The sequence below is a fragment of the Streptomyces tirandamycinicus genome, assembly GCF_003097515.1.
GTDB classification, from domain to species: Bacteria; Actinomycetota; Actinomycetes; order Streptomycetales; family Streptomycetaceae; genus Streptomyces; species Streptomyces tirandamycinicus.
In genome coordinates this window covers 7,048,594-7,074,111 of record NZ_CP029188.1, presented here as the reverse complement: position 1 = coordinate 7,074,111, position 25,518 = coordinate 7,048,594, and the positions used below count along the sequence as shown (strand labels likewise).

At 70.2% G+C, this 25,518-nt stretch carries 27 protein-coding genes and 1 pseudogene; 12 read left to right on the top strand and 16 right to left on the bottom strand.

Going from position 1 to position 25,518, the window contains the following annotated elements; translation table 11 throughout:
• Positions 1–286 precede the first annotated feature (286 nt).
• The 8 genes from DDW44_RS30640 to DDW44_RS32285 all read right to left on the bottom strand — a co-directional run bounded on the left by DDW44_RS30640 (position 287) and on the right by DDW44_RS32285 (position 7,119).
• Entirely contained in the window at positions 287–1,987 is a 1,701-nt protein-coding gene (locus DDW44_RS30640) for a DEAD/DEAH box helicase family protein (RefSeq protein ID WP_108908544.1), read from the bottom strand.
• A 191-nt stretch (positions 1,988–2,178) separates the two neighbouring features.
• Positions 2,179–2,616, bottom strand: coding sequence for a hypothetical protein (locus tag DDW44_RS30635; protein WP_108908543.1), 438 nt, complete (start codon positions 2,614–2,616; stop codon positions 2,179–2,181).
• A gap of 86 nt (positions 2,617–2,702) precedes the next feature.
• Positions 2,703–3,890: a DUF2637 domain-containing protein gene (locus DDW44_RS30630; protein WP_146207070.1), complete on the bottom strand. Its 1,188-nt coding sequence runs from the start codon at positions 3,888–3,890 to the stop codon at positions 2,703–2,705.
• A 165-nt stretch (positions 3,891–4,055) separates the two neighbouring features.
• A complete protein-coding gene (locus DDW44_RS30625) occupies positions 4,056–4,862 on the bottom strand; it encodes an ATP-binding protein (RefSeq protein ID WP_167455554.1) in 807 nt (268 codons plus the stop codon).
• Between the two features lie 31 nt (positions 4,863–4,893).
• Positions 4,894–5,853: a hypothetical protein gene (locus DDW44_RS30620; RefSeq protein WP_108908540.1), complete on the bottom strand. Its 960-nt coding sequence runs from the start codon at positions 5,851–5,853 to the stop codon at positions 4,894–4,896.
• Positions 5,850–6,170, bottom strand: coding sequence for a hypothetical protein (locus DDW44_RS30615; RefSeq protein WP_108908539.1), 321 nt, complete (start codon positions 6,168–6,170; stop codon positions 5,850–5,852). Before DDW44_RS30615 ends, DDW44_RS30620 begins: the two co-directional genes overlap by 4 nt.
• 68 nt (positions 6,171–6,238) lie before the next feature.
• Complete coding sequence (locus DDW44_RS32290) at positions 6,239–6,550, bottom strand: WhiB family transcriptional regulator (RefSeq protein WP_167455553.1); 312 nt, start codon at positions 6,548–6,550, stop codon at positions 6,239–6,241.
• On the bottom strand, positions 6,547–7,119 hold the full coding sequence (locus DDW44_RS32285; protein ID WP_167455552.1) for a class I SAM-dependent methyltransferase: 573 nt from the start codon (positions 7,117–7,119) through the stop codon (positions 6,547–6,549). Before DDW44_RS32285 ends, DDW44_RS32290 begins: the two co-directional genes overlap by 4 nt.
• A 452-nt stretch (positions 7,120–7,571) precedes the next feature.
• Here DDW44_RS32285 and DDW44_RS30605 point away from each other — a divergent pair, with 452 nt between their 5' ends.
• From DDW44_RS30605 to DDW44_RS30590, 4 genes and pseudogenes are all read left to right on the top strand, one after another.
• Positions 7,572–8,207 (top strand): ParB N-terminal domain-containing protein, encoded by a 636-nt coding sequence (locus tag DDW44_RS30605; RefSeq protein WP_108908538.1) that lies wholly within the window; start codon positions 7,572–7,574, stop codon positions 8,205–8,207.
• 27 nt (positions 8,208–8,234) lie between these two features.
• Positions 8,235–8,849, top strand: a complete 615-nt coding sequence (locus DDW44_RS30600; protein WP_108908537.1) for a hypothetical protein — start codon at positions 8,235–8,237, stop codon at positions 8,847–8,849.
• 70 nt (positions 8,850–8,919) lie between these two features.
• The gene (locus DDW44_RS30595; protein WP_108908536.1) at positions 8,920–9,849 is read left to right on the top strand and encodes a peptidoglycan-binding protein; all 930 of its coding nucleotides are present in this window, start codon (positions 8,920–8,922) and stop codon (positions 9,847–9,849) included.
• Between the two features lie 62 nt (positions 9,850–9,911).
• A pseudogene (locus DDW44_RS30590) lies at positions 9,912–10,274 on the top strand (single-stranded DNA-binding protein); the annotation flags it as partial.
• A gap of 89 nt (positions 10,275–10,363) precedes the next feature.
• Here the strand turns inward: DDW44_RS30590 and DDW44_RS32460 are convergent.
• The 3 genes from DDW44_RS32460 to DDW44_RS30575 are packed head-to-tail and all read right to left on the bottom strand — an operon-like array spanning position 10,364 to position 13,111.
• The gene (locus DDW44_RS32460; RefSeq protein ID WP_108908535.1) at positions 10,364–12,046 is read right to left on the bottom strand and encodes a hypothetical protein; all 1,683 of its coding nucleotides are present in this window, start codon (positions 12,044–12,046) and stop codon (positions 10,364–10,366) included.
• Positions 12,043–12,429 (bottom strand): hypothetical protein, encoded by a 387-nt coding sequence (locus DDW44_RS30580; protein WP_108908534.1) that lies wholly within the window; start codon positions 12,427–12,429, stop codon positions 12,043–12,045. The genes DDW44_RS32460 and DDW44_RS30580 overlap by 4 nt, the downstream gene beginning before the upstream one ends.
• Positions 12,410–13,111 carry an RNA polymerase sigma factor gene (locus tag DDW44_RS30575; protein ID WP_167455551.1) on the bottom strand — a complete coding sequence of 234 codons (702 nt, stop codon included), beginning with the start codon at positions 13,109–13,111 and terminating at the stop codon, positions 12,410–12,412. Before DDW44_RS30575 ends, DDW44_RS30580 begins: the two co-directional genes overlap by 20 nt.
• Positions 13,112–13,507: 396 nt before the next feature.
• On the opposite strand from DDW44_RS30575, the gene DDW44_RS30570 reads away from it, so the two are divergent.
• The 4 genes from DDW44_RS30570 to DDW44_RS30555 all read left to right on the top strand — a co-directional run bounded on the left by DDW44_RS30570 (position 13,508) and on the right by DDW44_RS30555 (position 16,936).
• Positions 13,508–13,747 carry a hypothetical protein gene (locus DDW44_RS30570; protein ID WP_108908532.1) on the top strand — a complete coding sequence of 80 codons (240 nt, stop codon included), beginning with the start codon at positions 13,508–13,510 and terminating at the stop codon, positions 13,745–13,747.
• The gene (locus DDW44_RS30565) at positions 13,744–14,124 is read left to right on the top strand and encodes a hypothetical protein (protein ID WP_108908531.1); all 381 of its coding nucleotides are present in this window, start codon (positions 13,744–13,746) and stop codon (positions 14,122–14,124) included. The genes DDW44_RS30570 and DDW44_RS30565 overlap by 4 nt, the downstream gene beginning before the upstream one ends.
• A 206-nt stretch (positions 14,125–14,330) precedes the next feature.
• Positions 14,331–14,882 carry a hypothetical protein gene (locus DDW44_RS30560; RefSeq protein ID WP_108908530.1) on the top strand — a complete coding sequence of 184 codons (552 nt, stop codon included), beginning with the start codon at positions 14,331–14,333 and terminating at the stop codon, positions 14,880–14,882.
• Positions 14,883–15,517: 635 nt separating this feature from the next.
• On the top strand, positions 15,518–16,936 hold the full coding sequence (locus tag DDW44_RS30555; protein ID WP_108908529.1) for a hypothetical protein: 1,419 nt from the start codon (positions 15,518–15,520) through the stop codon (positions 16,934–16,936).
• 42 nt (positions 16,937–16,978) lie between these two features.
• Here the strand turns inward: DDW44_RS30555 and DDW44_RS30550 are convergent, their stop codons facing one another.
• Complete coding sequence (locus DDW44_RS30550) at positions 16,979–17,470, bottom strand: hypothetical protein (protein ID WP_108908528.1); 492 nt, start codon at positions 17,468–17,470, stop codon at positions 16,979–16,981.
• 176 nt (positions 17,471–17,646) lie between these two features.
• On the opposite strand from DDW44_RS30550, the gene DDW44_RS30545 reads away from it, so the two are divergent.
• Genes DDW44_RS30545 through DDW44_RS30530 form a run of 4 tightly spaced genes read left to right on the top strand, consistent with a single transcriptional unit; the run spans position 17,647 to position 21,579 of the window.
• Positions 17,647–18,153: a hypothetical protein gene (locus DDW44_RS30545; protein ID WP_108908527.1), complete on the top strand. Its 507-nt coding sequence runs from the start codon at positions 17,647–17,649 to the stop codon at positions 18,151–18,153.
• A gap of 5 nt (positions 18,154–18,158) precedes the next feature.
• A complete protein-coding gene (locus tag DDW44_RS30540; protein ID WP_244224161.1) occupies positions 18,159–18,785 on the top strand; it encodes a hypothetical protein in 627 nt (208 codons plus the stop codon).
• Entirely contained in the window at positions 18,782–20,005 is a 1,224-nt protein-coding gene (locus tag DDW44_RS30535; protein ID WP_108908526.1) for an MAB_1171c family putative transporter, read from the top strand. The genes DDW44_RS30540 and DDW44_RS30535 overlap by 4 nt, the downstream gene beginning before the upstream one ends.
• On the top strand, positions 20,005–21,579 hold the full coding sequence (locus DDW44_RS30530; RefSeq protein WP_208648028.1) for an amidase family protein: 1,575 nt from the start codon (positions 20,005–20,007) through the stop codon (positions 21,577–21,579). Before DDW44_RS30535 ends, DDW44_RS30530 begins: the two co-directional genes overlap by 1 nt.
• 126 nt (positions 21,580–21,705) lie before the next feature.
• Here the strand turns inward: DDW44_RS30530 and DDW44_RS30525 are convergent, their stop codons facing one another.
• The 4 genes from DDW44_RS30525 to DDW44_RS32280 form a co-directional block, all read right to left on the bottom strand.
• Entirely contained in the window at positions 21,706–22,383 is a 678-nt protein-coding gene (locus DDW44_RS30525) for a hypothetical protein (protein WP_244224160.1), read from the bottom strand.
• 233 nt (positions 22,384–22,616) lie between these two features.
• Positions 22,617–23,609, bottom strand: coding sequence for a DUF6884 domain-containing protein (locus tag DDW44_RS30520; RefSeq protein WP_108908523.1), 993 nt, complete (start codon positions 23,607–23,609; stop codon positions 22,617–22,619).
• A gap of 77 nt (positions 23,610–23,686) precedes the next feature.
• Positions 23,687–24,409, bottom strand: a complete 723-nt coding sequence (locus DDW44_RS30515; protein ID WP_108908522.1) for a hypothetical protein — start codon at positions 24,407–24,409, stop codon at positions 23,687–23,689.
• A gap of 94 nt (positions 24,410–24,503) precedes the next feature.
• Positions 24,504–25,502: a hypothetical protein gene (locus DDW44_RS32280; RefSeq protein WP_167455550.1), complete on the bottom strand. Its 999-nt coding sequence runs from the start codon at positions 25,500–25,502 to the stop codon at positions 24,504–24,506.
• Positions 25,503–25,518: the final 16 nt, after the last annotated feature.

Sequence of the window (25,518 nt, the reverse complement as noted above, 5' to 3'; positions counted from 1 at the left end):
CCGTACCCGTACCTCCGCGCCGCCCGTACCCGTACCCGAGCCGTACCCGTACCCCCGAGAGGCGCCCGGCGTACCCCGTACCCCTCGCCGAGCCGTACCGCTCGCCGAGCCGTACCCCGTACCCCGCCCCAGGGCCGTACCCCGTACCCCGCCCGTTCGGATCGGTGCACCCGCCAGGCGCGGAGGCCGATGGAGAGGACGTGACGTGACGTGACGCAACGAGCGGGCCACCCTGGCTGATCTCCGGAGCACGTCGCAGTGCCCCGGAGATCGGCACGTCACGCCATCACTTCCCCTGAAGCACGCCAGTGATGAACTGGTTGATGTTCCTCGCCGGAACACGGTCGCCGAACTTCGCGTACTCGGCCGCCGCCTGCGCCATCCCCCGCTTGGTGAACGCCGCGAGAACCTGGGCTCGGTGGCCCCGGATGTGGTCCTGGAGGCGGCTGCCGCCCCTGATGTCCTCGACGCTGGTGGCTCCCGCTGGGAGAAGGTCGGCGACGAACTCCGTGGTGTTCATCCCGAGCATCTGCGCCTGCAACTCCAGCTCGGCGATCATGTTGGCCCGCGCGCGTTCCTCGGCGGTCATGCTTGCGCGGCGCGGGGCGGTTCGAGGAGCTGGCGGGGCGGGCGGCTCGACGGGCGGGCTCTGCTGCGGTGCGGGCTCGGGGGCCGGGGCGGGTGCACTACCGGCCGACTGTCGTTCGTTCCCGCTCATGAGCGCCATGGTGATCGCGCTGTTCGCGTCGACCGTTCCCCACTCCGTCTGTACGACGGTCTGCGCGAGCGGCGCGGCTCCGTACTCCTCGCGCATCGTGTGGAGACGCTGCTCAGCGTCGGGCGCTGACAGCGCCTCGGCGAGCCGCCGCTCGATCTCGTCCGCGTCCAGTGGCAGGGCAGCCGGGGCCGGGCCGGAGGGCTGGGGACGGCCAGCCTGCTCGCCCGGCGTGGCGGGCTCGATGTTGAGGAGCGCCGTGTCGATCGCCGCGTTGGCGTCCATCTCACCCCACGGCGTGCTCACCACCACCTGAGCCAGAACACTGGCGCCGTAGTGGGCACGCACCTTGACCAGCTCCCGCCGCTTGTCGCTGCGCGACTCGAACGCCGCCCGGATGGCGCGCGAGACCGCCTCCGGGTCCGGAAGCTGTCCTTGAGCCGCGTTCTGCCGTGCTTCGCGTGAGCGGTTGTTCCGATCCGCCAGTCGGGCCAGTTCCGAGTCGTGCTCCTCCACGTACGCCTCCGGTTGGGGCGCGACGTACGTACGCGGCGCGGCCTCCAACTCGTGCAGCCCGAGGTCGCGCATCAGCTTGTCGAGAGAGAATCCCGGGTAGGGCACCGTCTTGTCCGGGGTGATGTTCAGAGTGAGGCTGCGCATCCCTGTGAGGAATGCCCGTCGGTACCCGCGAAGCTGGAGCGTCCCGGTGACCTCGAAGGGCAGCTTCTTCTCCGCCTGGATCTTCCATGTGCGGTCCTTGGTCGGCTGGCCAGCGGCATCGAACAGCGTGACCTCGTCCATACGGGCGCAGAGGATGACGGGGCCGTCGTGGTGGCGCAGGGCGTCGATAACCAGTCCCCAGCGCTTCTTGGCCACGTTCCACTGGTCGGTGGTGATGGTGTAGTCGGTGGGATCGGTCGGGGCCGGCTGCTTCTGCCGGGCGGCGCGTTCCGCAGCCCGCCGGCGGGAGATCACAGCTTGCTCGTCACCGAGGAGTTCCCACAGGACGCTCACCGAGTCGAGCACGATGGCGTTCGGCTTGCCGTCCTCGCCCCGCGGCTGCCAGACAGCCCATCGGACGGCGTCGAGAATGTCGCGGAGGCTGCCGTCGTGGGGCACGAGTTCGTAGCGGGCCCCGGGCACGGCACCGTAGTGGTGTCCCTCGCCTTCGCCAATCTCGATCCAGAACGTCCGGCCGATCAGGTCGCTCCCCGAGAACGCGGCGGCCTCATAGGACTTGCCGGACTTCTCCGTCCCCGCAAGCAGAAGCATGGGCCATGACGGGAGGCCGTTCGGCTTGAGACTGGTTCGTTGGCGCTCGGGTGCGACGCGTCCGGCCACGGCGGTGCCTTTCTGGTTGATGCGGAGCGTTGATGCCCACGGCTTGCTCGTACCGGGGCATGATGCGCTGCGGAGGGGCCTAAGATCCCCTCTTGGACATGGTGGTCAGTTTACCACCCAGGTCAGCCGTTTGGGGGCGTGAAAAGCCCTGATACCGGGGCGTCTTCGGCCGGGTCGATCAGCTCCTCGGCGTGCGTCCGGTACCAGGCATCCAGGGCGCGCGCGGCCTCGACGCTCTGCTCGGCGGCCGCCGCGTCGTCGGCCAACCGATCGGCCCACTGCAACGTGCCCGCCTCGTACTCGGCCCTCAGCGACTCCTCGTCGCGACCGAGGGCCGCCGCCAGCTCCGGCCACGGGGTGCCGCGCAGGATCTCCGCCCGAACAGTCCACTGGAGCACTTGCAGGCTCAACAGCCTCAGCCGGCGCCCGGCACGGATGCGCTCCGCCGCGGTGTCCGCACCGGATGTGGAACCGACGATCGCCCGGGCGAAGTCAGAGGCCTCACGCGCATGCGCGGCCGCAATCAGCCGCGCCTCGGCTGCCTGCTGGGAGCGGTCCATGAGAAAGGTCCATTCGATGAGCCGGAACGACGACGGCGGGCGCCCCGAGGATATGAGGCGCCCGCCGTCACGGAATGCATGTGGGGTCAGCCCACGCCGACGAGCTCCCGCTCTTCGGCCTTCTTCTCAAGGTGCTCCGCGTACCACCGCTCGAACTTGGGCTTGACCTTCGCGCGGCCCGACGCGTCCGAACGGCCCAGCCGAACCCCGAGCCGGCTGCCGCAGAACTCCCCGCCCGGCTGGGCCAGCGGGTCCTGCTCCCACTCCGGGTACGTGCTCGCGTCACGGGCAGCGCGGTACAGCTCGAACAGCGCCGCCTCCGCCTCGGCTTGCGTCATGCCGGCGAACTCGTTCTCCATGACGACGGGCTGCACCACACGGGGCGGCCGCGTGTGGGCCTTCGCGCTCACCGGCTGCCGGGCGGGAGCGGGAGCCGCGGCCGCTGCGGAGGTCTGCGCCGCGAGCTCCTGTTCCCGGCGCTGGCGCTCCGCGCGGTCCTGGCGCTCCCGCTCGATGCGCTCCTTGCGCTCGCGCTCCTCCTGGTGGCGGCGCTCGGCCGCTGCCCGCTCGGCACGCTGGCGCTCGATGCGCTCTTCTCGCTCAGCGCGCTCCTTCTCCTGCTGCGCTTCGCGCTCCGCCCGCTCCCGCTCGACGGTCAGGGCGTGCTCGCGCTCGGCGCGCAGGCGGGCGTCCTCGCGCTCCTGGCGCTCACGCTCGATCTGCTCCGCGTGCTCGCGCTCTTCCCGAGCAGCCTGTTCCCGCGCCGCGCGCTCGCGCTCCCGCTCCTCACGCAGGCGCTGCTCCTTCGCCTCGCGCTCGGTCTGCCTCCGCGCTTCGGCGGCGGCTTCCTCGGCGGCGATGCGGTCCAAAGCGGAGCTGATCGCGCGCCGGTAGGCAAGGCCCGCCTCCGCGGTGACGATCAGCAAGAGCGGCGCGACGGAGTGCACGGCCACACCGACCCAGTCGCCGTGCAGGGCGCTGTGGCCGACGTTGAGAGCGAGCGTCATCATGCCGGTCATCCACCGCAGCAGCGCCGGCCAGGCGCCGCCGGTGCTACCGAGCCTGGAGACCACCGAGTCGAGCTTCACGACGATGATCACCGCGGCGTCCACGACGAGCGGCAGGATGGGCGCGGTCCATTCCCAGCCAGCCGGGCTGACCGATCGGACGAGCGGGGTGACGGTGAGCACGCTGAAGAGCAAGGCCCCGGCAGTGATTGCCCAGGTCCCGTTCTTCAGGGTGCGTTCAGCGGATCGAATCTCCGCCTCGGACATGGTGGCAAGGCGCGCGGTCGAGAGGGATCGGGCCACGTTGCTGTCCTCCTGGAGCGTTGCCCTGGTGCGCTCTTGCTCGTGAGCGCCCGGTCCCGGACAGCCTAGATCACCCTCAGCCTCTCGACCGTGTCACTTTGTCGTTATGCCGTCAAAGCCTCGCCACTGCTACCACCTTTGCGGCTTTCGCCGGTCATCTCCCATCATCTTCAGCACCGTCGCACGGTTGCCGACGCGGGACGCCAGCCGCTCGCCGAGGACTTCGGCGACCTGGTCGAAGTTGAGGTTGGTCGTGAACAGCGTCGCGCGGCCGGAGTTGATCCGGGACGTGATCAGGTCCGAGGTGTTGGTGCGTACGTGGTTCGTGGCGTACTGGTCCATCTCGTTGCACAGGTCGTCCACGATCAGCAGATCGCACCGCTCGTAGCGCTCCCGCACCTGAACCTTGGTCAGCCCCGCCGGGGCGTTGTCCGGCTGGAGCCACGACAGGTACATGGAGTGGGACACGAAGCGCGCCATCAGGCCGCACTCGACGGCGAACGCGCCGGCCGCCGCCGCGGCGACTGTCTTGCCCGCGCCGACACCACCGGCCGCGATGAGGTTGAGGATGTTCGGCCGCAGTATCCGCCGGTCCTCGGGGTCGAGCTTGGCCTGCTCGCGGTTGTGGCGGCGTGCGGCCGAAAGCTGACCGACGTACTCCCGCAGATGCTGGGGGAACTGTGCCTCGTCCAGCGAGTCGAGCGTGTAGCGCGCGTACTCCGCGTGGCCGGAGAGGGCGAGGGAGTTCACCCACGCCTGCCGGTACACCTGCCGCTGGTAGTCCTCGGTGCTGTCCGGCCGGTCTTCCGTGAGCGCTGCCTTGCTGGGGTCGAGCCCACGGCGCAGCAGGATCTCCCTGACGGCGGCCACCGGGCTGGCGGCGGGCACCGGCTCGCGGCTCTCGGGAGGGGCGGGGGCAGGCAGAGCGATCGACATGTCGTCGGTCCTCCTCTCGTCGGTCGGCTGGTCAGACACCATCGGACTGGACACCGAACACCGCCAGGTCCGGGGCGGCAGGCACCGCGGGCGTAGCGTCCTGCTCGGGCTGGTTCTGCTGCCACTGGTCGTTGGTGAAGATGGGGGCCCGGCCGTGGCTGTTCGCACGCGACGGGCGGACACCGGACAGGCGCCGCAGGGCCCGGTCCAGCTCCCGCTTCGCGGGCGACCACTCACCGATGTCGTGCAGGGCCTGCCAGATGACGCGCGAGTCGTAGCCCGCTGCCAGGGCCTCCCGGATGCGGGTGCGCACGTTCAGGTAGTAGCCGCTCTTCTGCTTCGGGGTCCCCATGAGGGGACCCATCTTCTTCTTCGTGACCAGCTCGCCCGCCTGCTCCCACCACCTGTCGGCGCCGTTCCGGGCCTGCTCATCGAGAGCGAGCTCCTCGGGCGTCTTCTCCTTCGCCGCAGGCTTCGGGGCGGCTGCCTTCTTCGCCGCAGGCTTCGGCGCCTCGGCAACCTGATCCGCCTTGGCCGGCGTCTTCTTGCGGGGGCGGCCCGGCTTCGGGGCAGGCCCGGCTGCGGCGAGGCCTTCGCGGCGCCGCTTGTACCAGGCGGACAACGTGTGAACGCCGTCGAAGTCGTCCGGCGGAGTCTCGTGGACGGTGTACCGCTTCCCCTTGGCGCCGTTGGGCCGGGAGAAGTCCTCGGTGTCGATCGCGCCGATGGCTTCGAGCTGCTTGATGTACTTGTCCACCGACTGCGGGCGGGTGTAGCCGAGCATCTCCGCCATGGCCAGCCGTGTCGGCCACACCAGACTGTCGGAACGGGAGATGTTCACGTGCGCGGCCAGCACGCAGTACAGCGCGATGGCCTGCGGTTCGACGTCGGGGTGCAGCGTCACCCAGTCGGGAATCCGCGAGTATGGAGCCTTGCGGCCCAGCGTGGCCTCTACCTGCTCTTCCAGGTCAGCGGGGTCGTGAGCGGTCACTGCGTCACCCCTTCCGGCGTGGTGTGGGACAGGCGGTAGACGGTGTAGCGGGCGTCCTGGCGGCCGATGCGGTGCGGGACGACGTCGCGCTCCATCAGCCCGGTGCGGACGAGCTGCCCGAGCGCGGTGCGCGCCTGGTGGTGGGTGAGGCCGGCGGCCGTGGCGAAGTCGTCGCAGCGGTGCCAGTCGCACACGTCGAGATCGCGGCGCCGCAGGTTCCGCACGAAGGCGGTGAGCGTTGCCGGGCTGAGCCCGGGGTCGCCGAGGAGATCGGTGGCCCGGTCGATCAGCGCCAGGCGGGTATCGCTGGAGATCACGAGGGTTCCTTGCGAGAGGTGCCTGAGCCCCCGCGCGCAAGGCGGGGGCGGGCAGAGCGTGCGGGCGATCAAGCTGCGGCGGCGACCTTCATGCGCCTCGACTTGGGCGGTATGGGCCCGTAGTTGATGGGCACGGCCCGGCCGAGTTTCCTGGTCCTGATCAGCTTCTTGCGCTCGTCCTCGGTGAGGCCGCCGAAGACTCCGGAGTCGCAGCGGGTGGCCGGATCGAGCGACCGCTCCAGGCACTGGGCCGTGAAGGGGCACCGTCCGCACGTGGACTTGGCGAGCTTGATCCCCTTGGCGTCCCGCGGATTCGGGAACATGATCTCGGGGTCGATGCGCGAGCACGGTGCTTCGAGCATGAAGGTGGGAGTGCTCACTGGCCTGCCTCCAGCACCGGGAGGGAGAAGTCGGCCGCCGTCAGTTCGGGCAGCTTCTCCAGTGCCGCGTCCACGAAGCCGAGCAGGGCGTCCAGGGCCTCGACCCCTGCGTCGCTCCACTTCGGGCCGACGGTGTCCGTCAGGCCGCCCGGGATGTAGCTGATGCCCTCGACAATCTCGCCGGTCACCGAGTCGATGACCTCGCTGGTCTTCGGGTCGAGGACTACGCGGGCGAGCAGCGCCTTCTCGAAGGAGGGGCGGATCACGTACTCGGTTTCGCCCTGCTCGTCGGCGTACTCGAGCACCTTCTTCGGGTCCGTGACGGAGAACTTCGCCTTCGCCATGGAGCGGGTGAAGGTGCCGAGCGGCATGACGCCGCCGTCGGGAAGCGGCAGTTCCGTCGCCACGCTGCGCATGCCCTTGGTGGCGTTGATCTGGTCGGCGTTGGCGTTGATCACCGGGTCGCAGATGGCTGCGACCCTCTTCTTCACGCGGTAGGCCACCGCTGCCCTCAGCGCCAGGTCGCTCTGATCGACAGCGACGGTCGGGGCGTCGTCCTTCTCGGGCATCCGTGCGTACCTCTCTGGTTTGCCGGCTGTGACCGGCTTTGGAGCGTTGAAGGTCTGCTGCTGGTGGCCTTCCGCCGCTATGGACGGAGTGAGGGCCGAATTCGTTACACCAGACCGGGTGCAGCTGCTCGCTCGTGCAGCCACGGTTCGGAACTGTACACCACGTCCACCCCGGTGGCGAGATGGACAAGAGGACGCAAACGACTGCTCGATGACTGTCTTGTGCCTGGTCCAGCAGGGGGCCGGCGGAACGCGCACCCGCCGAACTCCCCAGCCGGACCCCGGCACAGCCCCGTCCGGACACGTGGGGCGACGCCGGCCGAGGAGCGGCCGAACGGTCCGGCCATGACGGCATGTCCCGGTAGCGAGCCGGGGCGCCGCGGTACGAGTCCGCGGGCTCGCTGACCAACGGCCGCTCCTCACTCCGGCCCAGCTGCGCGACAGGAGCAGCCGTGTCCGGACTCGCCGCCCCCCGCTACATCAGCTACATCCCGCTCACCGACCTCCCACCGGACCCGGCCAACCCGAAGAAGCACGAGATCGAGCGGATCATCCAGTCCATCAAGGACCACGGATTCATCGACACCCCCGTCGTGGACGAGCGCACCAACCTGGTCATCGCCGGACACGGCCGCCGCGCGTCCCTGATCGAGATGCAGGTCCGCGGCGAACCCGTTCCGGACGGGCTGCTCCTGGACGACGACGGCGGATGGCTGGTCCCCGTGACCCGCGGCTGGTCCTCGACCAGCGACCGCCAGGCCCATGCCGTGCTGATCCTCCTCAACCGGCTCAGCGCCGCCGGCGGATGGGACCCGGGCGCTCTCGCCGAGATCCTTGAAGACCTGGCCACGTCCGACGCCGACCTGTTCGACTCGCTGTGCATCTCCGACGACGAGATGGAGGAGCTGCTGCGCCAGGTCGATCCCGAGGGCCTTCCGCAGGGCCCCGACGGCAGCGACGCCCCCGAGAAGGAGCCGCAGCTCGGCGACGACTTCCCGGACGACGGGTACGCCGACAGCGGCGACAACGAACGCACAGGCGCGGTGTGCTGCCCGGCCTGTGGTCATCTGTTCAGCCCGGGACGGTAGTCCGGAAGCCGATCTACGGTCCCCGCCATGGCCCGCCGCAAACACCGTCGCTCCGCCGCCCCGGCGCGCGCCCGGCTGCTCACGCCGGACGTGGAGGCACGCCTCATCGAGGCGAGCCGCGCCGGCCTGGCCGTGGACCTGGCGGCCGTCACCGCGGGCATCAGCCGCGCCACGTTCCTGCGCTGGATGGCCTATGGCCGCACCGAGCAGGTAGACCGGGCTGCCGGGAAAGACCCGGACCCCGAACTCGACGTGTTCGTGGAGTTCTTCGAGAAGGTCGAGCGGGCCCGTGCCGCTGCCGCCCTGGCAGCCGCCCTCGACATCCGCCGCGCCAGCCGCGGCGGCATCGTCACCACCCACCGCAAGTTCGACCCGCACTCCGGCAAGGTGCTGGAGGAGACCATCACGACGCCCCCGGACTGGCGTGCAGCCGCCTGGTACCTGGAGCGGCAGCACCGCAAGCAGTACGGCAAGGAGGACCACCTGGAGGTGGAGCTCACGGGCGCGGCCGGCGGGCCCGTCAGCATCGAGAACACCGGCCCCGCCGCCGACCTCGCCACCCGCCTCGCCGAGACGCTCCACGCCCTTCAGTACCCCGAAGCCAACGACGACCAGGACGATGACGACTCGGCCGCCGAGTGAGCCCGGGACGCAAGCCCCCGCGAACCCGCACGGTGCTCCCTCCCTGCTCGCCAGCTCCGGAGGAAGCACCGTGACCGTTCGCTACTACCCGGGCGCCAGCCGCGCCTACGACTTCTCCGACCGCTTCAAGGGGGCCGACATGGACCCCGACAAGGTCGGCCTCCACACGACTGAGGGCACCAGCCTGGTCGACTACGCCAAGGGCGCCAACGCGCCGAACATCACCGCCAAGCCGAACTTCGGCAAGTCGCAGCTCGACTGGTACCAGCACTACCCGTTCGACCAGTCCGCGCGGGCCCTGGTCAACAAGCCGGGCGGGGTCGAGACCAACACTGACGACATCGTCCAGGTCGAGCTGATCGGCACGTGCGACCCCAAGCACCGCAAGACCTGGGGCAAGCTGCAGGCCGGAGTGCACTACATCTACTGGCCGGAGGCGCCGGACTGGGCGCTGGACGACCTCGCCGAGTTCCTGGCCTGGCAGCACGTCCGCAACGGTGTGCCGCTGTCCGGCCCGACCGAGTGGCCGGCCTACCCGTCCTCGTACGGCGCGACGTCCGCGCGCATGACGCACGACGAGTGGCGGGCCTTCAAGGGCATCTGCGGTCACCTGCACGCGCCGGAGAACTCGCACGGCGACCCCGGCAACATCCCGTTCGCGAGGATCGTGGCGAAGGCGAAAGCGAAGGCGAAGGGAATGACCGGCGGCGGGAAGCCGAAGCCGCCAGCGTCGGGCGGCGGGAAGCCGAGGCCGAAGCCGGTCCCGCCCTTCCCGGGCAGGGACAAGTTCGGCCCGGGGAAGTCCAATGGGAGCATCACGCTCCTCGGGCACCAGCTCGTCCGTAAGGGCTTCGGCAAGCACTACACGAGCGGCCCGGGCCCGCGCTGGTCAGATGCCGACCGCAAGAACGTCGAGGCCTTCCAGCGCTCGCGCAACGAGCTGCGAGGCGACGCCGACGGTCTGCCGGGTCCGCTCACCTGGAAGCTGCTGTTCTCCTGACCCCCCGGCCGGCCTGCACACCTGCGGGCCGGCCGCCGTACGCATCATGAAAGGTCACCTCTGTGGCAGGCGAAACCGTCATCACCGTCGTCGGCAACCTGGTTGACGATCCCGAGCTCCGCTTCACCCCATCCGGCGCCGCGGTCGCGAAGTTCCGCGTCGCGTCCACTCCGCGGACCTTCGACCGGCAGACCAACGAGTGGAAGGACGGGGACAGTCTGTTCCTGACCTGCTCGGTGTGGCGGCAGGCGGCTGAGAACGCCGCCGAATCACTCCAGCGCGGAGTGCGCGTGATCGTGCAGGGGCGGCTCAAGCAGCGCTCGTACGAGGACCGCGAGGGGGTGAAGCGCACGGTCTACGAGCTGGATGTGGACGAGGTCGGCCCGTCGCTGACGCGGGCGACGGCGACGGTGACCAAGGTGTCAGCTCAGCGGCCCGGTCCTACCCCTCATGCCGCGAACACTGCGGCCGCCGATCCGTGGGCGAACGGCGGCACCCCACAAGAGCCGCCCTTCTAGGCTGCCGCCCACACCGGGGGCAGCGCGTCCAGGGAAAGCCCGTCGTCATCCGGCTCCTCCGTCTGCGGAGGGGCCGGAGACGTTTCTGCATCAGGGGCGCGGTCGGGCGTCTCCGCCTGCTCGGGCTCGGGCTCGACTGCCTCCGGCGCCTCGCGCTCGGGCTCGACTACCTCCGGCTCGGGCTCGGGCTCGACTGCCTCCGGCGCCTCGCGCTCCGGCTCGGGCTCCGGCTGCGGCCTGGGCGCGACCGCCTCCTGCTGCTCGGGCGCCGGCGCAGGGGCAGGGGCGGGAGTGGGCGCGGGGGGCCGCTGGGTGGCGGGCACCACCGGCCTCGGGCCTACCGGCGGAACGGCAGGCGGCTGGATGACGAGAGGCCCCTTCGACTTGCCGTATGCGAGAACGTCGGGGTCTGCGTCCGGCGGCTCGGTGGCCGCGTCCAGGACGATGGCGACGGCGTCGTTGGGGCCCGCCGGCACGACGCCGAAGTGGCTGGTCTCGGCACTGCCGAGGACGAGCCTGACGGCCTGGACGAGCTGCACGGACCGCGTGTCATCGCTCGTCACGGCCTGCTCAAGCGCTTCTTCCGTCACGCCGAGGGTGCCGAATGCGAGAACTGCAAGGCGATCCGGTAGGGGCGTGTACGCCGATATCTGGGTGCCCTGTGCGAGCGCGCCCGCCGGCGTCACGGGGTTGTGCTGCGGGTACGCGCGGCTCTGCGGCTCCGGGTTGATCCGCGAGGCCGCTGCCCCGTACGACGCGAAGGGCTGGGCCTCGGACCTGGCCGTGGAGCTCGACCGGCCGGGCTGGTACTCGGACACGGCCGCGGATGAGGTCATGCCCCCCGATGCCACCCGGTGCTGATTGTCCCGGTCGCCGTTGCTGAGCGCGCGTTCCCAATCGGTGATGCGCGTCAGGTCGGTGCCCCACAGCACGACACGGCCGTGCTGCCGAATGTTGCGGAAGCTGGACCTGTTGGCGGCCTCAGCGGTCCAGGTCGTGGCAGATGCCATGTCCGGGAAGAGCCGGAAGCCGATCTTGTGGAGGTCGTAGGAGAAGGTAAAGGCGGTGCTGGTGCCGACGGACGCCTCGCTGTACATGACCTTGCCGTCCACGTCCACGCACTTGGCCTCGAAGGCCCCGATGGGGTCGCACGTCATCCGGCCGCCCTGGGCGATCTTCAGGAACGAGGGGTTCTTGTACGTGTCGGCTGCGACGTTGTCGCCCTGGCTGACGGAAGAGGCGGCGGAGGCACCGTCCTTGGAGACGCCGGGGTTGAGCCACTGGGCGAGGAAGGCGCCGCCGACCAGCGCAGGCGCGGCCACCGAAGCGATCCTGGCCCAGCGCGGCGGCCGCGGCCGCCGGTGAGCGCCGGTCGGCTTCATCGGCACGGGCGGGACGACGCCGGCGTCGGGAGCTGCCTCGAACCGGGGAACGACCTGGTCGGCACCCAGCCGCTCGTTCATCTCCACGATGTGCGGGCAGTGGGTGCGCACGAGGTCCTGCACGCGCGGCAGGCTCATCTCTGGGCAGACGCGCAGGATGCTCTTGACGGCGGAGTCGAAGGACTGGCCCGGGCGCACGAACAGGTACGTCACGCCCTCGTCGTAGTTCTCGAAGGTGATCGCATCTGCGCCCATGTCCTCCTCGAGGACGCGCAGTTCCTGAGTGGCTCGGCTCACTGATTGCGGTCCGGGGCGCTCTGGCCGAGACGGGCCGCGAGACGCGCGGCGATGTCCTCCAGGCGCTCGTCATCGATTGATTCGATGTCGGCGACACTGAGGCGCATGCCGGGACCGGCTTGGGCGACGCGGGCGTGGACGCCTGGGTCGGTGAGGTCTTCGGTGTGCGCGGCGTCGGCGTGCGCGCCGCGGGCCTGCCGGTCGGCCTCGCGCATCATCGCGTCGAACGCGCGCTGGCGGGCGCTCTCGCTGATGGGGCGACGCGGGCGCAGTGCTGCTGCGGCCATCACCATGCCGGATATCTCGGGGCCTGCGGGCTCGGCGTCGCCGGACAGGCAGCGGTCAAGCTGCGCTGCGACGGCGCTATCCCTGCGACCCAACATCGTTCTTCTCCCTCAGCTTCACCGGAGCTGCGTCCTCGTCCTGCTCCGTGTTCGAAGCAGACAGCAGATACGTTGCCAGGTTGCTGTCACATTCCGGCATCAATCCGCGGAGTTTGGCTAGTGCTCGGCACTGCAATACGCGAATGGTACCCACTGGCTTGCCCATGATCTCCGCAGTCTCGGCGGTGGAGTACCCGCAGGTGATGCGGAGGGCAAGCACCATGTGCTGAGCTTCGGGCAGTTTGTCCAGCTTGCCCCTGATGGCCAGGCGGAGGTCGCTCCATTCGGCGGTCTCCTCCGGGCCCATCTCGGCGCTCGGGGCGTCGAGATGCCAGAAGTCGCCGGTGGGCTGTTCGATGCCGCGGTTCTTCATCGGGCGGAAGTAGTCGTTGTAGACGTTGCGGGCGATCCGCCACACCCACGCGAAGACGCCGCCGCCGGTGTAGCCGCCGATGTTCTGGACGATCTTGACGAAGACCTCTTGCGCCAAGTCCTCTGCGGTGACGGGGTCTTGGATGCGCGCGTGCATGAATCGAACGACCGGCTCGTACATGCCGTTGAACAGCTCGGCAAGGGCGGCCTTGTTCGTCGGGTCCTCGGCCGCCATGGCGGCGGCGGCTTCCAGGGGGTGCGCGAACTCGCCCTGGCCCGACGTGGTCTCGCCGCTGGGCGTCTTCGGCATGCCGCCTCGCTCCCCGGTCTTGATCGGCCTCTGAAACGCCATCTTCCGACAGCCGTGAACACGTGCGCCACCATCAATTCGCACGACAGATCGAAAACTTCTGCTGCACGGCAAAAGCGTTCATTGCATGAGGACGAGATGGTTGATCCCTGTTCGCACCGGAGCAATAGGGGACGTTGCACCCACCTTCCGGGCCTGACGAGCACTCAACCACTCCACGGCTGTTACGGAACCGTTACAGAGCGTTCGCGTGTCGCGGAGTCCTTCTCTCCGGATTCAGGGCAGCCATGCCACCGAGCCGCCGCCACTGCTGAATCTGGACGTGGCGTGCACTATGGTGTGTGGTCATCGCCCTGGGACGAGCAACCAGAGCCAACCAGTAGGGGGGAGGCGACCATGCAAGGTGCCCGCCTGGCTGACCAGATCAACCGACTGCCGTTCGAGACCTGGCTGCGCGCCGACGAGAGCGCCCAGCGCATCGGGCTGCCGGCCGCCGAGGCGGAGAAGGTGCTCCGCGCCGGCCGCCGCCGCGGCAGCATCACCGTGCGGCGCGAAGAGAGTTCCGGGCACGTGTTGTTCAAGCGCGTCCGCCGGCACCCGCTCCCGCAGATGCGTCCCGACGGGGCCCGCGCGTGACCCGCCCGAGCGGCGAGACGGACGTCGACCTGATGGCCCTGTACCTCTCAGGCTGGTACAAGGGCCCGCTGGACGTGGTCTTCCACGAGGACGTCGAGGACCGCATCTTCCAGACCCGGGAGGTCAACGCCCGCCGCCACATGAGCGTGGACGACGCGCTGCGCGAGAGCTTCGACGTGGTGGCCGCCGAGTTCGGGATCGACCGTGAGCGGCTGGAGGCCGCGCGCGGCGCGCTCTCCCGCTACCGCTTCGACCTCCTCCCCAGCGACCCGGACCACCCTGATGCCCTCCACGACATCGACCAGTTCGGCATCCCCCTGACCAACCGCGACATCGCGGAGATTTACGCTGGCGAGGTGCCCGATGGGTCGGACTGAACGATTGATAACCGGCCCCAGGCCTGCTGTTCTCAGGTGCCCGCGCGTGCGCGCGGCCCGGCCCTCGCGCATCGAAAAGGCGCAGTTGGGAGACGGGGGGCCTGGGGCCGGTTATCGTGAAAACTGGTGCCTCGGAACGCCTTCCAGGGTAGGCGCGTCGAGACCTACGAGCAGGCCCAACAACCTGGCGACTCGGGAATGGACGGATGAACGCGGACCTCGGCGGCTTCAGCACCTGGCGCACACGCATGGTGCGCCGCCTGAGAGCCGCTCAGATGGACGGCCTGGACGGCGAGGCGGCGCAGCTCGCGGCCGAGCTCATGGGTGCGCACATCCTCCTCGGCGAGCGCCGGCTCGGCACGGCCGAGGAGCAGCGCGCCTACCTGCTGGCGCGCAGCACCGGAACGCCGCTGCCGGAGCTCGCGGCCGTGGGCCTCGACACCAACACCTGGCCCGCTCCGCCGCACTCCTCGCCCGCCCTTGCCGAGCCCGAGTCGGCCTCTCCTGCCACGGAGGAGCGGATCATGAGCCTGTTCCGCTCGGCAGGCCCGCTGGGCGACCGGCGGTTGCCGGGGCCGCGGTACGAGGTCCGGCACCGGCCGGAGGACGGCCAGCGGTACAAGGGAAGGCCGCTCCCGTGGGCGATCTGGGACACCCGGGAGGATCTGCCGGTGAGCTACCACTGTGACCAGGAGCTCGCCGAGTACCAGGCCGAGCAGGCATCCGAACGGTTCGCGCGCCGGAGTCGACCAGGGTGACTACACGTCAGCGACACGGCGCGCCAGTCAAGATGGCCCAGCTGGGGGACGCAAAGGTCTAGTCTGTCCCCACGAATACCGTCGTCAGTATCCTGCCCCCAGCGTGCGGGTCGGTGGTGGCGCCGAGTACCAGACCCATACAACCGAAAAGCCCCGCCGCTCGGCTGCAAATGAGGCGTCCAACCTTCGCAGCGGAGCACCCGGCGGGGCTCATTCGGGAGACCTACATAGAGGATCGGTCTCGATGACCACCAATGTACCCGCCTCCAGGCGGGATCACGCAACAAGCAGGCCCACCGGGTGGCGCGTCGTGCGCCGGCTTCCGGTGGGCCCAAGTGCGTTTGGTGAGTGCGGTCCGTCTCCTCTGCCTATCGCTCCCCCTGTGGAGGTCGTCGTGACCTAACTCGCTGCGGAGGGTCTGTGAGTGGGCCGTTCCCGTGTGGCGCGGGTTCGCCCTGACCAGTCCTCCAGGCTGTTCGCTCGATGTGGCGTCGAGCTCTCGGCCGTTTCGTTACTCGGGCCTTTGACCAGGCCCGTTGGCTCCCCGCGCGTTATGCGCGGTTTCACCGGGTTCCTCCCGAACCCCCATCGCTGAGGGTCCTTTTGCGCTCTCAGAACCCCAAGAGCACGGAGTCATGATGCCTCATGCCCGCGCGCGCTGCCAGCCCATCCCGGCGACGCGCCGACAAATGAATGACGCGGATGCCCCCGCCGAGACTGCTGTCCTCGGCTTCTCGCTCGTGCGCTCCGAAGCCGAGCAGTGGGTCAGCCGTACACGCTCGCGCCGCATCCGCCGCCGCGGGGAATGGCTGCGCGCGGTGACCTGCATGGTGGCGGGGGGCTTCCGCAAGGGCGCCAACGCGACCACGATCCTGGTCGCCGAGGACATCGCCGACCGGATGCCGCGCAGCAAGGACGGCACCGTGGCCTACTGCCTTGCGGGCATGGTGCAGCGGCTCCGTCTGTCGAAGCGGTGCATCGCCATGCACGTTCAGATCCTGCGGGAGCTGGGTTTGCTGGCCTGGGCGGAACAGGGGAGCTCGCAGCGCAACGCGCTACGCACTCGCCTCGGTGACGCGTTCGGTCCAGGCGTCGGGTTCAAGCGCACGGCGACCATCTACGCCCCGGTCGCGCCGCCGGCGTGGGACGAGGCGATGGGGCACCGGATCGAGGGCGAGGGGTACGGCGCGCGCCTCCAGGGCGTCACGGACGCGGGCAGGGAACGGGCCATCGGCGATGCCCGCGACCGGCACGAGGACCGGGCTCGCGGGAGCTCCCAGAGTCCTGTGGATAACGCGGGTTCGTGCACCCCTTCTGTTGTGGTACCTCAGCCACGTACTTCCCGTTCTGTTGATGGGGGGTTTAAAGACAGGCCGCGCCGGCGCGCGGCACGTTCGCAGACATCACTCACGCACCGAGCCAAGGGTTCGACGGGCTGGACCCCGAGGCAGGCCGCGTACGCGATGGCTCAGAGCGAGTTCGTCGCGCTGCACACCTGGTGGGCTCAGAGCTCCTGCCGGCGGCAGCTCGCGTTCGCCCTGCGGCCGTTCTTCGCCGCTGGCTGGTCGGGTGAGGAAGTGGCTCGCGAGCTCGCCCGCTGGAGCGTTCCACTTCGGCCCCGGCACGTGGCGTCCTACGTCCGGTCGGAGATCCGCCGCCGGGTGAACTCCGGGGCACTGTTCCTGCCGGACGGCTCGGTGGCCCCGTACCGCCAGGCCGCGAGCGACGATGGCCGGTACCAGGGATGGCTGGCGCGGCGCCGGAGCGAGGCCGAGGAACGCTGGTCGCAGACGGCATCGTTGCGGGAGACCGCGCGCGCGGCGGTGCCGCAGGGGGTGCGGAGGGCGCGGCGGGTTCCGCGGGGCTTGGCCGATGCCCGGCCGGACAGGGTCCTGTGCACGTCCGACGAGCTCAGGGCTGCGATGGAGAAGGCGCCGAGGTTCCGCTCGGGCGAGGAACTGTGGGCGGAGATCGAGGAGCTCTCGGAGGTGCGGCGTGCTCACGCGGGTGCGACGTGGGAGTTCCACCCGCCAGCCGCGGCGGAGCCGCGGTGAGGGGCGCCGGGGAACGGTGTTCCCGCGGGGAACACCCGTGGCTCAGGGTCGGCGCAGAGCGACCCAGGTCTGATGGGTGCCTTCGGAGACGTGGGTGCCGTAGTCGTCGGCGAGAGCTCTGACGACATGCAGGTACATGGTCGAGTCATCGTCCTGCGGGAGGGGCTGGTCGTGCTCGACGGAAAGGAAGGCGTGCTCGGCGTCCGTCCATACGGAGCACAGCAAGTGGTCGTCGCTGGTGTGGGTGTAGGCGACGGCGACCAGCTCGGACAGGCACGTTTCGATTCGCCGGGTGAGGGTCTCCGCGAGCTCGCCGATGCCGAGCATGAGCATCAGTACGGGCCGGATGACCGTGCGCGCCTGGATGGCGGCGGTGCCGTTGGCAGGAACGGGGAAGCGGGTGCGCCGGGTGACGGCGAGGCCGTTGGGCAGGGCGGGCCTCTTGAGGAGGAACGAGGGGCCTTTGGGCAGTGTCAGCCACGGCTCGAAGCGCCTGCCGTCGGGCGGAGTCCAATGCTCCGGCGTGGTGGTCACTGTGCGTTCCGTCCCCTGCGGTATTGCTGGTCAGTGCTGTGGTGCGCGAGCGGGGGCCCGGTGAGTCCCCCGATCACTCGTCAGTAAACAATAGTTCGCCTGGCCCTGCCGATGCTCCCCTTTGCCTGTGGCATAGTCAACTATTGTTTAGCACGCCCGAGGAGAGCAGCCCATCGATGCCGTACCGGAAAGCTCAGGATGCCGAAAAGACGCGGGACCTAGTCCCTGCGCCCGGACCTGGCTCGACGTTCGCCGAGCGACTCAACTACCTGTTTGATGTCCTGCGTCCCCGGGACGGCGACCCGGCCAAGACGAACCCGCGCACCGGCGAGTTCCTTCATACCTACGTAGCCGAGACGATCTCGTCCTACGGCCAGGGCACTCTGACTGCGGCCTACATCGGCAAGCTGCGTGGACCTGCGGGTGAGAACCCCACCATCCGCGTGGTGCGCCTGCTGGCCCGGTTCTTCGAGGTCCCGGCCGGCTACTTCGTCGAGGACGCTGTGACCGAGCGCATCGTGGCCCAGTTCTCCCTCGTCCAGCAGCTGCACGACCAGGGCGTGAAGAACATCGCCATGCGTGCCGCCGGCCTGTCCCCGGCCAGTCAGGAAGCACTCCTGAAGATGGTCGAGGCGGCCCGAGCCATGGAGGGCCTGCCTTCAACGCCGGAAACCCCGGCCTGATACTGATGCGGAACGCCCACTTCCTGCTCGCGAAAGGAGTCGCCATGTGGAAGCGCCGCCGCACGGCGACTCGTGCAGCCGAATCGGAGGCCGAAGAGCGCCGCCGCGCGCAGGAGCAGGACCAGCAGCGCGTCCGCGACTTCCTCGCCGAGCTCCAGCTCCCCCCGGTCAGCAGCATCCACGACCTGCTGCCCTTCGTGGAGCAGCGGACCGGCCGCGCCATCAAACTCATGCCCGCCGACCCGAAGGCTTTCCCCGAGGCCCTGGATGCCTCGGCCCCGTGCGGCCTCTGGCTCGCGACCGACACGGCCGACCACATCTTCTACGACGCCACGACCAGCCGTGCCCACTCCGACGGCATCATCGGCCACGAGCTCGGCCACATCCTGCTGCGCCACCGCACCGTGGATGACGAGCTCCTCGCCGGCGTCGGCACCCTCGGCGGGGTGCTGCCCGACATGACCCCAGCTCTGATCCGGATGCTCGTCGGCCGTACCCGCTACACCGAACCCGACGAAGCGGATGCCGAGACCATCGGCTCTCTCCTCCTGGAGCACGTCCACTCAAGCCACTCGGGCCTCCAGGACCGAGACGACCCCATATCCCGCACGCTCCTGCGAAGGTTCCGTTGAAAGACATCCTCCACCCCCTGTGCCTGGTCATCGCGGGCACAGGGTTCCTCGTCCTGCTCCGCGATCTCAGGCGTGACCGGCGCGACCGCGCCCTGGTCGCCCTCGCCGCCGCGTTCCTTGCCTCCGCCCTCAGCTACGCCGTATCCATCACGTGGGTATGGGTGCGCGTCGACGGCTTCTTCGGAGTCCCCAACATCGTCGTACCGATCGCGCAGTCCTTCGTGATCGCCGTCCTGGCACTCCAGTGCAGCGTCATCGCGTACTGGTCGAAGCCGCCGGAGGAGGCCCGCTACCGCTCCCGGAAGCTGCTCATCACGGGCGGCGTGGTCATCGTCGGCATGGCCGTCCTGTTCACGCTGCTCACCCCGGCCACCCAGCGGCCCGTGGACTTCGCGACGTACTACGCGCACGACCCCTTCTACCAGGCGTACGTCCTGCTGTACTTCGGCACGTACACGGCCGCGGAAATCTACCTGGCCCGCGCCTGCTGGAAGTACGCCCGCAACGCCTCCACCCGGTCCATCGCCGTCGGCCTGCGCCTCGTCACGGTCGGCGCCATCATCACCCTCGGCTACAGCGGCATCCGCATCGCGGCCATCGTCGGGGCAGAAGTCGGCTTCACTGTCCAGCACCTCAACGAGTTCGCGTGGGCCTGCGGCGACATCGGCGCCACCCTGACTCAGATCGGGTACTTCCTTCCGGTCCTCGCCATCCGCGCCAGGGCGCTGTACACCTTCGCCTACGAGCACTACAGCTACGCCCGTCTCGACAGGCTGTGGGCGGCGCTGGTGCACGCAGACCCGAGCATCGTCCTCATCGAGCCGACGCCCCAGCGGGACTACCTGCGCAAGCGGGAGAGCATCCACTTTCCCCTGATCCGTCGCCGCACCGAGATCCGCGACGGACAGGTCGCTTTGCGGCCGTACCTGTCCTCCGCGGTCCGTACCGAGGCCGAGGCCTGCCGCCGTCAGGAAGGCCTCACCGGGGAGAAGCTCGCCGCGGCCGTCACCGCCGACCAGCTGCGGCACGCGATCGTGCTCCTCGGACGGGGCAAGCCGGTCGCCGAACCGGCGGATTTCGCCGACGCTGCTCTCACCCTCGACACGGTCGAGGCTGAGCAGGCGCACCTCCTGCGTGTCGCTTCGTTCTTTGCTGCACCCGGGCCGGAGACTCCTTCCGATTCGCTCGCCCCCAGCGCCAACCATGGAGCCAGTACGTGATGTCCCGTCGCAGCCTCCTCGCCGCCTCCGCGGCCGCTGCAAGCGTCATCGGTCTGCCGCGCACCGCCGCCGCAGCCGAGACGAAGCCCGCCGCCGCCGGCGGCGGCACCGGCCAGATGCACCTCGCCCCCGCACGCACGCAGGTCAGTGCCCTGCGCAACCGTCAGATATCCAGCCGCGCGCTGCTCGACCAGCTGCTGGAGCACCACGCAAGGGTCAACCCGGGCCTCAACGCGGTCGTCACCCTCGACATCGAGGGCGCGCGCGCCGCCGCCGACAAAGCCGATAAGTACCTCGCAGCGACCGGCCGGACGCTGGGCCCGCTACACGGCCTGCCCCTGACCGTGAAGGACGCGTTGGAGACCAAGGGGATGCGCACCACGTGCGGGTCCACCGACCTCACCGACCACGTCCCGGACACGGACGCCGACGCCGTCGCGCTCCTGCGCGCCGCCGGCGCCATCATCATCGGCAAGACCAACGTCCCGACGCTGTGCCAGGACATCCAGACCAGCAACCCCATCTTCGGCAAGACCAAGAACCCCTTCGCCGAGGACCGCACTGCGGGCGGCTCCTCCGGCGGGCCGGCCGCCGCCGTCGCCGCGGGACTGACCCCCCTTGAAGTCGGCTCCGACCTCGCGGGCTCCCTGCGCCTCCCGGCCGCGTACTGCGGCGTGTACGCGCTGCGGACTTCCCGCGGCGCCTCGCCGATCGTGCCGACCCGCGGCCACATCCCTCGCCCACCGGACTGGCTGACCAGTTCCGACATGGTCACCCTCGGCCCCATCGCCCGCACCGCGGCGGACCTCGCCCTCCTCCTGGACGTGCTCGCCGCACCGTCCCCGGCCGACAGCGCCGCGTGGAAGATCCGCCTGCCCGCGCCCACCAAGACGCGCCTCAGCCAGTACCGCGTCGGCATCTGGGCCGACGACGCCTACTGCGGTGTCGACTCCGCCACCCGCAACCTGCTGAACCAGGTCGCCACGGCCCTGCGCACGGCCGGCGCCATCATCGACAACTCCACCCGGCCCGTGGACATGGCCACGAGCGACATCCTGTTCCAGCGACTCCTGTACGCGACCGCCTCGGCGACCGCAACGGACGCCGGGTTCGCCGACGAGATCAAGGCCGCCGACGCCATGGCCGACGACGACCCCGCCGCCCTGTTCCTCAAGTCCCGCACCATGCGGCACCGGGACTGGGCGCGCGCCGATGAGGACCGGCAGAAGCTCCGCGGCATCTGGGCCGACTACTTCACTGAGCACGACATCCTCATCACCCCGGCAGCGCCGACTGCCGCCGTCCTCGATCAGACGTCCGTGCCCGTCCCGCAGCGGTACATCACCGTCGACGGGGAGAAGCGGTCGTACTTCGCCCAGACGAGCTGGATCAACCTGGCCAGCCCGGTGGGTCTGCCCTCGCTCGTGTTGCCCGTGGGTAAGACAGCCGAGGGCCTGCCCATGTCGATCCAGCTCATCGGCCCGTACTTGTCGGACCGAACCCTGGTCTCCGTGGCAAAGCTCCTCGCGCCCGTGCTGCCCGCGGCACCGAAGGCCCCGGCGCTTACCGCCTGATCCGCCGTCTCGCCTGACACGGGGGTGCAGGCGGAACGGAAGCAAGAGGGGCCCCAGATTCTGGGGCCCCTCTACTGCTGTCTCGGGCAAGACAGCACCGGCGCATGCAACCGTACGGCACACGACTCAGGCGGCGGCACGCGCCTGCTGCGACGTCTCCCGGCGCCACTCCCGGCACCCGGTTCCCCGGCACGCCGGCCGGGGGTCTCGCCCGCGGGCATACCCGCGGTACCCCGACGGTGTGCTGCAACCGGGCGAGTCCGGGCCCAGCACGCACAAGGACCATGCCGCCTCGTCCAATTCCTCGGCGAACGAGGGGTCCCAGTTCGCGCGCCCGTAGACCTGGCCGAGAGTCACCCCGACTGCTGCTGCGGCCTCGGCCACGGGCATCTGATCGGCGACCAGGCCGAGAAGCCGCTTCTGCTTCTCTTCGGGGAAAGCCTCGTCGGAGAGCCGGTGGCGACGCTCCCGGCTCTCTACCGTGTGGGCGTCCACACATGTCTGGCACCGGCAGCCGACCCGGTACAGCGTCGTCGGCGAGAACAGCTCATGGTCGAACGCGACCCGGATGGGCCGGTTCGCAAGCCGCAGCAGCTGCTTCCCCGTCCACGTGTACCGCCGCCCGCCACGGGCGTGGGGCCGCACTCGGCTACCGGGAAGCCACCCGTGGCGAGCCATGGCCTGCACGCTGCTCGGCGCCAGTTCCATCAGCCCGGCGACCTGCCGCAGGGTGTAGACCGCCTCTACGTCGATCTTCTCCGCGTACGCGGCCAACGGGTGCGGCCGCGAAGGGGTACGAGACACCGCCAATCCCTTCGATCCACCCCCACACATGCGGGGGAACAACGGACAGTGCAGCCTCATCGGGAGGCCAAGAGGGAGGAAACCCCGCTTGTGCGGGGAGCAAGTTGCCTCGTCCGTCACGGTGTAACGGATATGGGGCCAACCCCGCTTGCGCGGGGAGCAGGGACCGGCCGGGCAGATGTCGGCCTGGACCACCCCCGCAGCGGCGGGGAGAGTGAAGCCACCATAGCCTCTCAGGCGCGGGCCGGGTGGTGCTCTGCGTGAAGTTCTGCGGCTTCCTTCCACCAGGCGTCGCGCACGGCGGCGTCCTCGCGGGCCTGCTTGCACAGTCCGCGGTGCTCGCCCATTCCGCCGGCGAGCGGGGTGAGCAGGTGCGGGATCGCCGGGCGCAGCAGCGCGGCGTACTCCTGACCGCCGAGGAAGATGACGTCGGCGTCGTCGGTGCCGAGTTCGGCTGCGTGGCGGGCGACTCTCTCGGCGGTAACGGCGCGCTCGTCGCCGATCGTCACGTCGTACGGGAGGAGGGGGCGCTTGAGGTCCACCAGCCCGTGCAGCGCGGACGCTATCCGGATCAGGGATGGGGCAGTCAGCGCGTCCGCGGCCAGGCGCAGGGACCGGTGGTACTGGCCGGTGTAGAGCTCTCCGGCCGGGTAGCCCGCGTTCAGGTTGCCGTACTCGTTGCGGCCCGGGTGCGGCAGCTTCTCCGAGCCGCACGCGATGATCACGACCCGGCGGCGGTGCACGTCGATGCTGCCGCGCAGCCGGGCGTACTCGCGGCCGGCCGGGGTGAGATACAGGGACCGGCCCGTGTACGGCGCGTTCTCCTCGCCCGGGCGGCGCCAGAAGTCCGCGTATCCGGCGGCGTGGACGGCGCGCAGCGTGGGCCCACGGAACCACGTCTCCCCGGCGGCGAACACGTCGCCGTCGTCCCGGCCCGGGACAAGCTGGTCGGGTCGGCCGGCGGCCGTCAGGATCGCATCGTGCTGGGCCTTGGGCAGCCTGCGCGGGATGGTGACGGGCGCGGCCGGGGCCCGGCCGTTCTTCTGGCGCCACGTGTCCAGGGCCGTCCAACCGTCCTCGGTCATCCAGTGCGTCCCGCCGTCGCGGTCGTGCCGGACCACCAGGCCGTCGGCTTCGAGCCGGGCCATCGCCGCGGCGTGGCCAGAGACGACGCCGTCGTTGTTGCTGTCGAGGATGCGCGCGCCGGTGGGGCTGAGCGTGATCATGGGGCTTCTTCCTTCCGGCCCGGCCGGACGATCCGGCCGGGCCACTGTCTGAGAGAGGGGCGGTGCGGTGAAGGTGGTCAGTCGGCGGCGGCCCGCGCGCTGGTGCGGCCCATGCCGTAGGCGCTCTGCTGGACGAACCGGACCGGCCATGGCAGCCGGACCGGCAGGTGGCGGCGGCCGTCCTCGGGTCGGTGGACCAGGTAGCGGGTGGCGGGCCGCCACTCGTGTGACTCCGGCAGCAGCTCGACGCCTCGGCCGTCGTGCGCCGGTGTCGTCTCGACCGCATACACGTCGCCCTGGCGCCGCACCCGGAGCCCCTTCTCCAGGGCCTTCTTCACATCGGCCGGGGTGAGCCACTCCAGGGCATCGGCGACGGTGGTCACGGTGCCGGGAACGCGGACGGCCCAAGGGCCGGACCCAGCGTCGTCCGGGCCCCACAGGTAGCTGAGCTGGGCCCGCCGCGCCGGCTGCTTGCCGTAGCGCCGCCAGCCTTCAGCGTGCATCAGCACCATGCGGTTCTTCCGGTCGGTGATCTCCAGGTCGGCGGTGCCGTAGTTGCTTTCGATCTCGGTCTCACCGCCGCGGCGGCGGATCTCGCGGATCGCGGACGTCCACAGCCGGTCGTGGGCACGCTCGGGCAGCGGGCGAGTCGTGGGCAGCGGCGCGTTCAGGCGCCGACGTTCGAGGCGTAGGCGGGCGATGGCGGTCTTCGAGCGCTGGCCGGGCATGTGGTGCGCGGCCAGATGCGCGGCCAGCGCGGCAGGGTTTCCGACGATGACGGAGGGCAGGGACGGGCGCATGGGGGGCCTTTCGCGGTGGTGGGGTAGGGGGGAACCGGGGTTCCGCACACCCCCGCCCGTGCCGGGGCGCGGGCGGGCAGTGCGGCGCTCCGGGTCACTGCTGGGTGAGCACGGCCCAGACATAGGTGGCGATGGCGCCAGCGATGTGCGCGCTGTCCTCGGCGAGGGTGGAGCCCGCCGGCGCGGCGTCGAGCGTGGTCACGTAGGCGCCGTCCGCGTCGTAGAGCGAGGCGCCCCACAGCTCGTCATGGGCGGAGGCCGGACGGTCCGCGTGCCCGCCGGAGGAGATGCGGAAGTGCGGCCCGCCGTACGGCTCGTCCTCCGGGTCGACCTGGACCACGAGCCACGTGACGCCGCCTTCGCTGTCCTTGCGCGCGGTCATGCCGTAGACGTCGAGTGCGGCCCTCAGCGCGTCGCCCTCGGTGGGCGGGGCCGCGAGGTCGTCGGGGACGAGCTCAAGCAGGATCGACGGGGCAGCGATGAACAGCTGGCCGTCCGCGTCGCGCAGGATGTACGTCTGCGGCTCCCTGGCCCATGCGGAGAGCATGGAGCGCACCCGGGAGCGGCGTACGGTGCGAGAATCGACCGTCCCCCAAGAGCCGCCAGCGGCGCCCTGGTCCAGGGACAGCCGGGTCACGGTGTAGCTCGAGGCGTGCACCAACTGGGTCATCACGTCCAGGGGCAGGTGCCGCAGCACACGGGCGAAGCGCTGCGCCTCCTCGTTGCCGCGCGGCGAGCGGCGGGTCAGCTTCGCGAGCTCCAGCCGAGCGGACTCGTACACGACGTTGGCGGCGGCCTTGTGCGCCTTGGCGTGCGTGTCCGTCCTCGTCAGCTCCGTGATCTGCGCTTCGACGTGCGTCCGCTGGTCCTGCCTGTCCTGGGAGTACGGGTAGATCAGGCTGTGCCCGGCCAGCTTCTCGGCGTGGGCCGTCACTTGGTCGAGCTTGGTGCTCGTCATGCGGCGGGTCTCGCGGGCGGCGTCGAGCTCCGCGCGGGCGCTCTCCAGCGCGTCGGCGAGTTGCATCCGCCGCACCACGCGCAGCGCGTCGTGGCGGGCGCCGGTGGACAGTCGGGCGAAAGCGTCAGGGGTCATGGGGATGCTCCGGGTT

What these genes read in the sequence shown, in the direction of transcription:
- DDW44_RS30540 (WP_244224161.1), top strand. Translation starts at nt 18,159, where the DNA reads ATGCGGAACGCCCACTTCCTGCTCGCGAAAGGAGTCGCCATGTGGAAG.
- DDW44_RS30575 (WP_167455551.1), bottom strand. Translation starts at nt 13,111, where the DNA reads ATGCCGAAGACGCCCAGCGGCGAGACCACGTCGGGCCAGGGCGAGTTC.
- DDW44_RS30520 (WP_108908523.1), bottom strand. Translation starts at nt 23,609, where the DNA reads ATGATCACGCTCAGCCCCACCGGCGCGCGCATCCTCGACAGCAACAAC.
- DDW44_RS30640 (WP_108908544.1), bottom strand. Translation starts at nt 1,987, where the DNA reads ATGCTTCTGCTTGCGGGGACGGAGAAGTCCGGCAAGTCCTATGAGGCC.
- DDW44_RS30635 (WP_108908543.1), bottom strand. Translation starts at nt 2,616, where the DNA reads ATGGACCGCTCCCAGCAGGCAGCCGAGGCGCGGCTGATTGCGGCCGCG.
- DDW44_RS30530 (WP_208648028.1), top strand. Translation starts at nt 20,005, where the DNA reads ATGTCCCGTCGCAGCCTCCTCGCCGCCTCCGCGGCCGCTGCAAGCGTC.
- DDW44_RS30555 (WP_108908529.1), top strand. Translation starts at nt 15,518, where the DNA reads ATGATGCCTCATGCCCGCGCGCGCTGCCAGCCCATCCCGGCGACGCGC.
- DDW44_RS30560 (WP_108908530.1), top strand. Translation starts at nt 14,331, where the DNA reads ATGAACGCGGACCTCGGCGGCTTCAGCACCTGGCGCACACGCATGGTG.
- DDW44_RS30600 (WP_108908537.1), top strand. Translation starts at nt 8,235, where the DNA reads ATGGCCCGCCGCAAACACCGTCGCTCCGCCGCCCCGGCGCGCGCCCGG.
- DDW44_RS30570 (WP_108908532.1), top strand. Translation starts at nt 13,508, where the DNA reads ATGCAAGGTGCCCGCCTGGCTGACCAGATCAACCGACTGCCGTTCGAG.
- DDW44_RS30515 (WP_108908522.1), bottom strand. Translation starts at nt 24,409, where the DNA reads ATGCGCCCGTCCCTGCCCTCCGTCATCGTCGGAAACCCTGCCGCGCTG.
- DDW44_RS32285 (WP_167455552.1), bottom strand. Translation starts at nt 7,119, where the DNA reads ATGCCCGAGAAGGACGACGCCCCGACCGTCGCTGTCGATCAGAGCGAC.
- DDW44_RS30625 (WP_167455554.1), bottom strand. Translation starts at nt 4,862, where the DNA reads ATGTCGATCGCTCTGCCTGCCCCCGCCCCTCCCGAGAGCCGCGAGCCG.
- DDW44_RS30545 (WP_108908527.1), top strand. Translation starts at nt 17,647, where the DNA reads ATGCCGTACCGGAAAGCTCAGGATGCCGAAAAGACGCGGGACCTAGTC.
- DDW44_RS32280 (WP_167455550.1), bottom strand. Translation starts at nt 25,502, where the DNA reads ATGACCCCTGACGCTTTCGCCCGACTGTCCACCGGCGCCCGCCACGAC.
- DDW44_RS30580 (WP_108908534.1), bottom strand. Translation starts at nt 12,429, where the DNA reads ATGTTGGGTCGCAGGGATAGCGCCGTCGCAGCGCAGCTTGACCGCTGC.
- DDW44_RS30630 (WP_146207070.1), bottom strand. Translation starts at nt 3,890, where the DNA reads ATGTCCGAGGCGGAGATTCGATCCGCTGAACGCACCCTGAAGAACGGG.